Below are 9,239 nucleotides of genomic sequence, written 5' to 3'. Positions count from 1 at the left end.
GTCACGCCCTCGACCACCGCCACAGAACTGATCGGGCAGGCGCTGGATGCAGCAAATGGCCTGGTCATCGGTGAGAGTCAGGATCGCATTGCCAGTATGCGTTTTCTCATCGAGAACATGCCGACACTCGCCAGACAGGGGGTCAAAACACTGTATTTCCATCGCCTGCTCAACGATTTCAGTCAACTGGACTTGAACACATTCTTCAGCACCGGGGAAATGTCCGATGACCTGGAGGAAACGCTGCAACAACTGCAAAGCGACCCGTCAGGGCGGTATACGCCGCTTGAAGTGGTCAGGGCTGCGCGACTCAACGGCATTCGGGTTCAGGCGACGGACTGTCTGGCGAGCTATCGCTATCCCACCTCGCCACTGCCCGACATGCATGAGCAAGCCATAAAGAACTACCTCACCCACACGATCATGCAGGCTAACGAATCCCTCAATGGCGCAGGTAAATGGGTGGTACTGACCGACCAGGAAAACATCAACACCTTTCGCGGTATGGCCGGCATCAGTGAAATACAGGGCGGCATCGGCTTGCGCATCGAAGAAGTGTTGCCCGAACAACGCCTGCTGATCGAGACAGACCGGGGCATCGAAGTGGGACGGGGCTTCACCACGCAACCGGACCATGTCAGTGGCGAATACGATACGTTGTACGCCGACCTGAGCCTGCAGATGCCGCTACCGCTGCTCGAGCGAACACCGGCGGAACTCAATCGGCTGCTGTTCCGACAAGGCATGTTCACCTTCGAGAAGGTCGATGGAACCTGGACGTTGATTCATCGCGGCAGAGACCGCCAGATTGCGCGAACGCTGGTCGAGCGTACGGTTGACGGCAAATACCTGATCAATCGCCCGACATGGACTGATGTGCATCAGGTGCCATACGCCAGTATCGTCGAACTGTCCTGGGCCCTGAGCCGCATGGGCATGGACCTCGAAGGGCGTCTGCCTCTGTAATTCGTGCCTGTTTCTGCCACGCCTGCATGCAAAAAGCCCCCGGTCTCGCGACCGGGGGCTTCTTTTACCGCTATCGTTTTGAGCCCGGGTTCACAGGCTCAAATACGATCACTCCCACTCAATGGTCGCCGGCGGCTTGCTCGACACGTCGTAGGTGACGCGGGAGATGCCTTCGATTTCATTGATGATGCGGCCGGATACGGTTTCCAGCAGTTCGTAAGGCAGGTGTGCCCAACGCGCGGTCATGAAGTCGATGGTTTCCACGGCACGCAGGGCCACGACCCAGGCGTAACGACGGCCATCGCCGACCACGCCAACCGATTTCACTGGCTGGAACACCACGAAGGCCTGGCTGACCTTGTGGTACCAGTCGGCCTTGCGCAGTTCTTCGATGAAGATGTGGTCGGCACGACGCAGCAGGTCGGCGTATTCCTTCTTCACTTCCCCGAGGATGCGCACGCCCAGGCCCGGACCCGGGAACGGGTGACGGTAGACCATGTCGTACGGCAGGCCCAGCTCCAGGCCCAGACGACGGACTTCGTCCTTGAACAGTTCGCGCAGTGGCTCGACCAGTTTCAGGTTCATTTCTTCCGGCAGGCCGCCCACGTTGTGGTGCGACTTGATCACGTGGGCCTTGCCGCTTTTCGCGCCAGCCGACTCGATCACGTCCGGGTAGATGGTGCCCTGGGCCAGGTACTTGATGTTGTCCAGCTTGCAGGATTCGGCATCGAACACGTCGATGAAAGTGCGGCCGATGATCTTGCGCTTCTTCTCCGGGTCGGCTTCGCCGGCCAGGTTGCCCAGGAACTGCTCCTCGGCGTTGGCGCGGATCACCTTGACGCCCATGTTCTCGGCGAACATGGCCATCACTTGCTCGCCTTCGTGCAGGCGCAGCAGGCCGTTGTCGACGAACACGCAGGTCAGCTGGTCGCCGATGGCCTTGTGCAGCAGTGCGGCAACCACGGACGAGTCAACACCGCCGGACAGACCCAGCAGAACGTTGTCGGTGCCGACCTGGGCGCGAACCTGGGCGATGGCGTCTTCAGCGATCTTCGACGGCGTCCACAGCGCTTCACACTCGCAGATGTCGAGGATGAAGCGCGACAGGATGCGACCGCCCTGCTTGGTGTGGGTCACTTCCGGGTGGAACTGCACGCCGTAGTAGCGACGCTCGTCACTGAACATGCCGGCGATCGGGCAGCTCGGGGTGCTGGCCAGGATGTGGAAGTCTTCCGGCATCTTGGTGACCTTGTCACCGTGGCTCATCCAGACGTCGAGGCCGAACAGGCCGTCGGCGTCGATGTGGTCTTCGATGCCGTCGAGCAGGCGGCTCTTGCCGACCACGTCTACGCGGGCGTAACCGAACTCACGCAGCTCGGAACCTTCAACCTTGCCGCCCAGTTGCTCGGCCATGGTCTGCATGCCGTAGCAGATACCGAAGACCGGCACGCCCAGATCGAAAACGGCTTGCGGGCAGCGAGGGCTGTTGGCTTCGTGAACCGACTCCGGGCCACCGGCGAGGATGACGCCTTTAGGAGCGAATTCGCGGATCGCATCTTCGTCCATGTCGAACGGATGCAGTTCGCAGTACACACCGATCTCGCGCACGCGGCGGGCGATCAGCTGGGTGTACTGGGAACCGAAGTCGAGGATCAGGATGCGGTGAGCGTGAATGTCGAGGGCCATGGGGGAAACTCTTAAAAGCAGTTGCAAGCTTCAAGCTGCAAGCTGCAAGTAATCGGAAACCGCGCGGCACTGCACTATCACAGCACCGCTTGCAGCTTGTAACTTGTGGCTTATAGCTGTCGGCGTCAGCCGACCCGATAGTTTGGCGCTTCCTTGGTAATCTGCACGTCGTGAACGTGGGACTCGGCCATGCCGGCGCCGGTGATCCGTACGAACTCAGGCTTGGTGCGCATCTCTTCGATGTTGGCGCTACCGGTGTAGCCCATCGAGGAGCGCAGGCCGCCCATCAACTGGTGGATGATCGCGCTCAGGGTGCCCTTGTACGGAACACGCCCTTCGATGCCTTCCGGAACCAGCTTCTCGGCGCCTGCCGAGGAGTCCTGGAAGTAGCGGTCGGAGGAACCCTGGGCCTGGGACATGGCGCCCAGCGAGCCCATACCGCGATAAGCCTTGTACGAACGGCCCTGGAACAGTTCGATCTCGCCCGGCGCTTCTTCGGTACCGGCGAACATCGAGCCCATCATCACGCAGGAAGCACCGGCCACGATGGCCTTGGACAGGTCACCGGAGAAACGGATGCCGCCGTCGGCGATCAACGGCACGCCAGTGCCTTCAAGGGCGGCGGCGACGTTGGCGATGGCACTGATTTGCGGTACGCCGACACCAGCGACGATACGAGTGGTGCAGATCGAGCCAGGGCCGATACCGACCTTGACCGCGTCAGCGCCAGCTTCGGCCAGGGCCTTGGCGGCAGCGCCGGTGGCGATGTTGCCGCCGATGACCTGCACTTCAGGGAAGTTCTGCTTGACCCAGCGAACGCGGTCGATCACGCCTTTGGAGTGACCGTGAGCGGTGTCGACCACCACCACGTCAACGCCGGCGGCGACCAGGGCGGCAACGCGGTCACCGGTGTCTTTACCGGTACCGACTGCAGCACCCACGCGCAGACGACCTTGATCGTCCTTGCTAGCCAGCGGGTAAGCCTTGGCTTTTTCGATGTCGTTGACGGTCATCATGCCCTTGAGGGCGAATTTTTCGTCGACGATCAGCACGCGTTCGATGCGGTGCTTGTGCAGCAGTTCACGCACATCGTTCTTGTCGGCGCCTTCCTTGACCGTGACCAGACGCTCTTTAGGCGTCATCACTTCACGGACAGTGGCTTCCAGACGGTTCTCGAAACGCACGTCACGGGAGGTGACAATGCCGACCAGGTCGCCATTGTGCAGTACCGGAACGCCGGAGATGTTGTGCATGCGGGTCAGTTCGAACAGTTCGCGCACGGTAGCGTCGGCGACGATGGTGATCGGGTCCTTGACCACACCGGCTTCGTAACGCTTGACCTTGCGCACTTCGGCAGCTTGCTGCTCGATGGTCATGTTCTTGTGGATGATGCCGATACCACCTTCCTGAGCCATGGCAATTGCCAGACGGGCTTCAGTGACGGTGTCCATGGCAGCGGAAACCAGTGGAATATTCAGCTCGATGCCACGGGTAAGGCGGGTCTTGAGACTGACTTCGTTAGGAAGCACCTCGGAATAACCGGGCACTAGGAGAATGTCGTCGAATGTCAGAGCTTCTTGGCTGATACGCAGCATCGCGGGGGCTCCCGAGCGGGAAAATGGAAGCGCGCCATTATAGTCAGACACCCCCTCGGGTTCAATGTAAAACTCTGACTATTATTGGCATTACTGACATACGGGGCGCTTTTTTGTAGGAGCGAGCTTGCTCGCGATGGTCGTGAACGATAATGCGGGTTGCCTGGAAACCCGCGTGGCCTGAAAGTTCATCGCGAGAAGCTCGCGCCTGCAGAAGTTCAGAGTTCGACTTTGACCCAGCTGACTGGCTGATCGAGCCAATCGGCGAATTCGTCGAGAAAGCTCTGTTTGAACCCGGCTTCGGCCCAGTTGTTGAAGATGAATCCGAGGTTGGAGAAGCCGCATTCCTGCAGGAACAGAAAGCCGTTGATGTCGTCTTCATGCCCGCATTCCGGACAGGTGAAGTTATCGGTGCGCCCCGGCATCCAGTCTTCCAGGCTTTCGAACAGCGCTTCACCGACTTCCTTGCGGCACTCGGCGCAGCCTGCTTCCTCAAGGAAACCCTTGGCCGGCGTATAGATGCAGCGCTTGGTAATGATCTCCAGGCCATTGACCGGCTCACCGAACGGCAGGGCTTCGGGGTGCAAAACCACTGCGCGGGCACCGTCGGCGATGGCATGGGCCATGCGATTGCCAGTGCGGCCGCAGGTGGTCAGCTCTTCCTGGATGATGTTCTTGCGCACCAGCCAGCGCACAACGGCCCGGGCCCGGGGCTCGTGCACCGGCAGGGTGGAGATTTTCGGGACGATGATGCTTTGGGAATTCATGGGTACAGGCCTGGAGCTTGGATGAAGGGTCTTGGGCACCCCCAAATTATAGAGACTGAACACCGAACCTGTGGGAGCGGGCTTGCTCGCGAAAGCGGTGTGTCAGATACATTAATGTTGACTGACACACCGCTTTCGCGAGCAAGCCCGCTCCCACAGAGTTACGGGGGTTTACAACTCGACGACAACCGCTTGCGAAGCCCGGGTCGCCTTGGCGCGGGCGGCTTCGATCGATTCGTCGCGCGCCAGGGCCACGCCCATGCGGCGCTGGCCGTTGACTTCAGGCTTGCCGAACAGGCGCAGCGCGGTATCCGGCTCGCTCAAGGCGGCGCCCAGGTTGGCGAATGCGGTCTGGGTCGACTGCCCTTCCACCAGAATCACCGCCGAGGCCGATGGCCCGAACTGACGGATCAACGGGATCGGCAGGCCGAGAATGGCCCGTGCATGCAGGGCGAACTGCGACAGGTCCTGAGAAATCAGCGTGACCAGGCCGGTGTCGTGCGGGCGCGGCGAGACTTCGCTGAACCACACCTGGTCACCCTTGATGAACAACTCGACGCCGAACAGACCACGGCCACCCAGGGCTTCGGTCACGGCTTTGGCGACGCGTTCGGATTCAGCCAGGGCAATCGGGCTCATGGCCTGCGGCTGCCAGGATTCCTGGTAGTCGCCCTTCTCCTGACGGTGACCGACCGGCGCGCAGAAGGTGGTGCCACCAACGTGGCGCACGGTCAGCAAGGTGATTTCGTAGTCGAAATCGATGAAGCCTTCGATGATCACCCGACCTTTGCCGGCACGGCCACCTTCCTGGGCGTAGTCCCAGGCTTTCTGCACGTCATCGACGCTGCGCAGCAGGCTCTGGCCCTTGCCCGAGGAGCTCATGACCGGCTTGACCACGCACGGGAAACCGAGGTCTTCGACGGCTTTGCTGTAGTCCTCGAAGGTGTCGGCGAAGTGGTACGGCGAGGTCGGCAGGTCCAGCTCTTCAGCGGCCAGGCGACGGATGCCTTCGCGGTTCATGGTCAGTTGCGCGGCGCGAGCGGTCGGAATCACGGTGAAGCCTTCAGCCTCCAGCTCCACCAGGGTCGCGGTGGCGATGGCTTCGATTTCCGGGACGATGAAATGCGGCTTCTCGGCCTCGATCACGGCACGCAGGGCAGCGCCGTCAAGCATGTTGATCACGTGGCTGCGGTGCGCCACCTGCATGGCCGGCGCGTTGGCGTAGCGATCCACGGCAATCACCTCAACGCCCAGGCGTTGCAGCTCGATCACCACTTCCTTGCCCAACTCGCCACAGCCACACATCAATACGCGGGTCGCGGTGGGCGACAATGGAGTTCCGATACGGGTCATCTGAAGGTCCTCAAGAAGCGGATCATCGAGGGAAGCACGCTTCCCATAGGGAGAAAGCGCGGCATTTTACATGAACTTCAGCTGACGACAGCCTGTTTGCGCAGGCGCCAGGCCATGATCAGCCACACGGCGGTGACCCCGGCGAATTTCGAGCCCAGGGCGGTGAGGATCACCCCCGGCGTCAGGGCGTCGATCATGCCGAAGAAGATAAAGGTATCGAGGGGAATGCTCAGGGCCGAACTTATCCACAGGCGATCATGCAGCGGGCGCCGGGTGATGCTGAACACCAGCCAGTCGATGCACTCGGAAACCGCGAACGCCGTGGCGCTGGCCAGGGCGATGGACGGATCGGAGGTGGCGTAGGACAACACCAGCGCCACCAGCATCGCCACGAGGGCGCCATGCCCGAAACGGGTTTGCACCATGTCGCGCAACACAAACACCAGCCCGCCCCAGGCCGACCAGAGGATGTCCAGGTGTGGCGCGGTGGAAAAGGCGAAGTTGATCAGCACGACGCTGCTGATGTAGGTGATCAGGAAGAGCATAGGCTTGGAAAGCACCTGTGAATTTGCCGCACAGGATACTGTAGGAGCGAGCCTGCTCGCGATGGTCGTTAACGAAAACGCAGGGGAGTCTGGTTCCCCGCGGTGTTCTTGAGTCCATCGCGAGCAGGCTCGCTCCTACAACCGCGGTTTTGCCCCGATCATCCACACCAACCCACTGGCCTTGGCCCGCTCATGACACAACCCCAGCACCTTGCGCCGTTCGTCGTTGGTCATGCGGCTCCAGCGGGTGATTTCCTCAACCGTGCGCTGGCAACCGGTGCAGATATCATCGTCATCCAGCGCACAAATACTCACGCAGGGCGATGCTACCGGGCGTTCGGTGGCCGTCATTCTTCCTGCTCGACCAGATCGCGGGCATAACGCTGCGAGTTGTGCACATAGTGGGCTGCGCTGGCTTCCAGCATCTTGATTTGCGGTTCAGTCAATTCGCGCACCACTTTGCCGGGCGAACCCATGACCAGCGATCCGTCCGGAATCTCCTTGCCTTCGCCGATCAGCGAATTGGCGCCGATGATGCAGTTCTTGCCGATCTTCGCGCCATTGAGAATCACCGCGTTGATGCCGATCAGGCTGTAGTCGCCGACGGTGCAGCCGTGGAGCATGGCGTTGTGGCCGATGGTCACGCCGGTGCCGATGGTCAGCGGATAGCCCAAGTCGGTGTGCATCACGGTGCCGTCCTGGACGTTGCTGTTCTTGCCGATCAGGATCAACTCGTTGTCGCCGCGCAACACGGCGTTGAACCAGACGTTGGCGCCCTCTTCCAGCTTGACCTTGCCCACCAGCACGGCATTGGGGGCGACCCAGCTCTGTGGATGGGTTTCGACACGGGCGTCGCCCAGGCGGTATTTCATTGTTGTTTTCCTCAGGGCTCGGGCAGTGCCATTCGAACGATGGCTTCAGGTATTGATAAAGCTTTTGGGAGGTTGATGCAGGCTGATTTTGGCGTCATACAGCAGGTTGATCAACTCGACGATCATGATCGCCGTCAGCCCCCAGATCTTGTATTCGCCAAAGCGATAGCTCGGCACGTACCAGCTGCGGCCCTGATAGTCGATGCGATGGGTATGTTCGCGGGGGTCTTTGCGGAAGAACTCCAGGGGCACGCTGAACACCGCGGCGATCTCGGCATCGTTGGCGCGGTATTCGACAAAATCCGGGATCACCCCGACATAGGGCGTGACCATGATGCCATGCAGGCTGATCAGCGGACTGAGCGGGCCGATCACCTCGACCAGCCCCGGTGGCAGGCCGATTTCTTCCTCGGCTTCACGCAGGGCGGTGAAAATCAGGTCGGAGTCTTCAGGGTCGCGGCGACCACCGGGGAAGGCGACTTCGCCGCCATGGGTCGACAGGCCGCTGGCACGCAGGGTCAACACCAACTCGGGTTCGTCACTGCGGGTGATGGGCACCAGCACCGCGGCCTCGGGAAAACGACGATCGGTCTCCAGTGTGCGTGGAGTGTGGTGACTAACCCGATGCAGTAGCTCGTCCAGCATGAGTGTTCTCGATTTGTGCCTTACCCGGCATCATGCACCAATCGCTGCGGTCGCCCAACCCCCGCAACCGCCCCATGTCGCGAAACGACAACTTGCCGACCGGCACTGCTGCACGCCAAGATAGGCGCAGCATTCAGGAACCCCAGCATGAAATTTTGCAGCCAGTGCGGTAACCCGGTGACCCAGCGTATTCCCGAGGGCGACTCGCGCCTGCGTTTTGTCTGCGACAGCTGTCAGGCCATCCACTACCAGAACCCCAATATCGTCGCCGGCTGCGTGGCGACCTGGGGCAGCAAGGTGTTGCTTTGCCGGCGGGCCATCGAGCCGCGCCGCGGTTACTGGACCCTGCCCGCCGGTTTCATGGAAAACGGCGAGACCATCGAACAGGCCGCCATTCGCGAGACCGCCGAGGAAGCCTGCGCCCGGGTGCGCAACCTGAGCATCTATACCCTGATCGACGTGCCGCACATCAGCCAGGTGCATGTGTTCTTCCGTGCCACACTTGCGGACCTGGATTTTTCTGCCGGCCCCGAGAGCCTGGAAGTGCAACTATTCGACGAAGCGGACATTCCTTGGGATGAGCTGGCTTTCCGCACGGTGGGCCGTACCTTAGAATGCTTCTTCGCTGACCGGCGGACCGAGGTCTATCCCGTACGGTCTGAATCGATTCCGCCGCTTGCTCAGCCTGCCATTATCTGATGCCATATTGGTATCATTCGTAGCCGCTGAAAAATCGCCCGAACGCGGCCCGAGCCTTCGGCGGCTCCCACAAAAACATCTATAAATAAATAGTCGCGACACCTCCTGGGG

10 protein-coding genes are annotated in these 9,239 nt (G+C 60.9%); 2 read left to right on the top strand and 8 right to left on the bottom strand.

The window, feature by feature from the left end; translation table 11 throughout:
• On the top strand, positions 1-966 hold a 966-nt coding region (locus AC3WN7_RS21810), incomplete at its 5' end, for a membrane-targeted effector domain-containing toxin (RefSeq protein ID WP_218276770.1).
• 108 nt (positions 967-1,074) lie between these two features.
• Here AC3WN7_RS21810 and guaA read toward each other — a convergent pair.
• The 8 genes from guaA to AC3WN7_RS21770 all read right to left on the bottom strand — a co-directional run bounded on the left by guaA (position 1,075) and on the right by AC3WN7_RS21770 (position 8,429).
• On the bottom strand, positions 1,075-2,652 hold the full coding sequence (gene guaA, locus AC3WN7_RS21805) for a glutamine-hydrolyzing GMP synthase (protein ID WP_102674874.1): 1,578 nt from the start codon (positions 2,650-2,652) through the stop codon (positions 1,075-1,077).
• Between the two features lie 125 nt (positions 2,653-2,777).
• The gene (gene guaB, locus AC3WN7_RS21800; protein ID WP_095964851.1) at positions 2,778-4,247 is read right to left on the bottom strand and encodes an IMP dehydrogenase; all 1,470 of its coding nucleotides are present in this window, start codon (positions 4,245-4,247) and stop codon (positions 2,778-2,780) included.
• Between the two features lie 218 nt (positions 4,248-4,465).
• Complete coding sequence (locus tag AC3WN7_RS21795) at positions 4,466-5,014, bottom strand: hypothetical protein (RefSeq protein WP_007973932.1); 549 nt, start codon at positions 5,012-5,014, stop codon at positions 4,466-4,468.
• A gap of 171 nt (positions 5,015-5,185) precedes the next feature.
• On the bottom strand, positions 5,186-6,367 hold the full coding sequence (purT, locus tag AC3WN7_RS21790) for a formate-dependent phosphoribosylglycinamide formyltransferase (RefSeq protein ID WP_007982831.1): 1,182 nt from the start codon (positions 6,365-6,367) through the stop codon (positions 5,186-5,188).
• A 77-nt stretch (positions 6,368-6,444) separates the two neighbouring features.
• On the bottom strand, positions 6,445-6,912 hold the full coding sequence (locus AC3WN7_RS21785; RefSeq protein ID WP_015093658.1) for a VUT family protein: 468 nt from the start codon (positions 6,910-6,912) through the stop codon (positions 6,445-6,447).
• 135 nt (positions 6,913-7,047) lie between these two features.
• On the bottom strand, positions 7,048-7,263 hold the full coding sequence (locus tag AC3WN7_RS21780) for a DUF1289 domain-containing protein (protein ID WP_015093657.1): 216 nt from the start codon (positions 7,261-7,263) through the stop codon (positions 7,048-7,050).
• Positions 7,260-7,784, bottom strand: coding sequence for a gamma carbonic anhydrase family protein (locus AC3WN7_RS21775; protein WP_102674873.1), 525 nt, complete (start codon positions 7,782-7,784; stop codon positions 7,260-7,262). The genes AC3WN7_RS21780 and AC3WN7_RS21775 overlap by 4 nt, the downstream gene beginning before the upstream one ends.
• A gap of 45 nt (positions 7,785-7,829) precedes the next feature.
• On the bottom strand, positions 7,830-8,429 hold the full coding sequence (locus AC3WN7_RS21770; RefSeq protein WP_095964846.1) for a CoA pyrophosphatase: 600 nt from the start codon (positions 8,427-8,429) through the stop codon (positions 7,830-7,832).
• Positions 8,430-8,576: 147 nt separating this feature from the next.
• On the opposite strand from AC3WN7_RS21770, the gene AC3WN7_RS21765 reads away from it, so the two are divergent.
• A complete protein-coding gene (locus AC3WN7_RS21765) occupies positions 8,577-9,128 on the top strand; it encodes an NUDIX hydrolase (RefSeq protein ID WP_007973944.1) in 552 nt (183 codons plus the stop codon).
• Positions 9,129-9,239 lie beyond the last annotated feature (111 nt).

The organism is Pseudomonas sp. FW305-70 (assembly GCF_058783925.1).
This window is presented reverse-complemented; position numbering and strand designations above follow the sequence as displayed.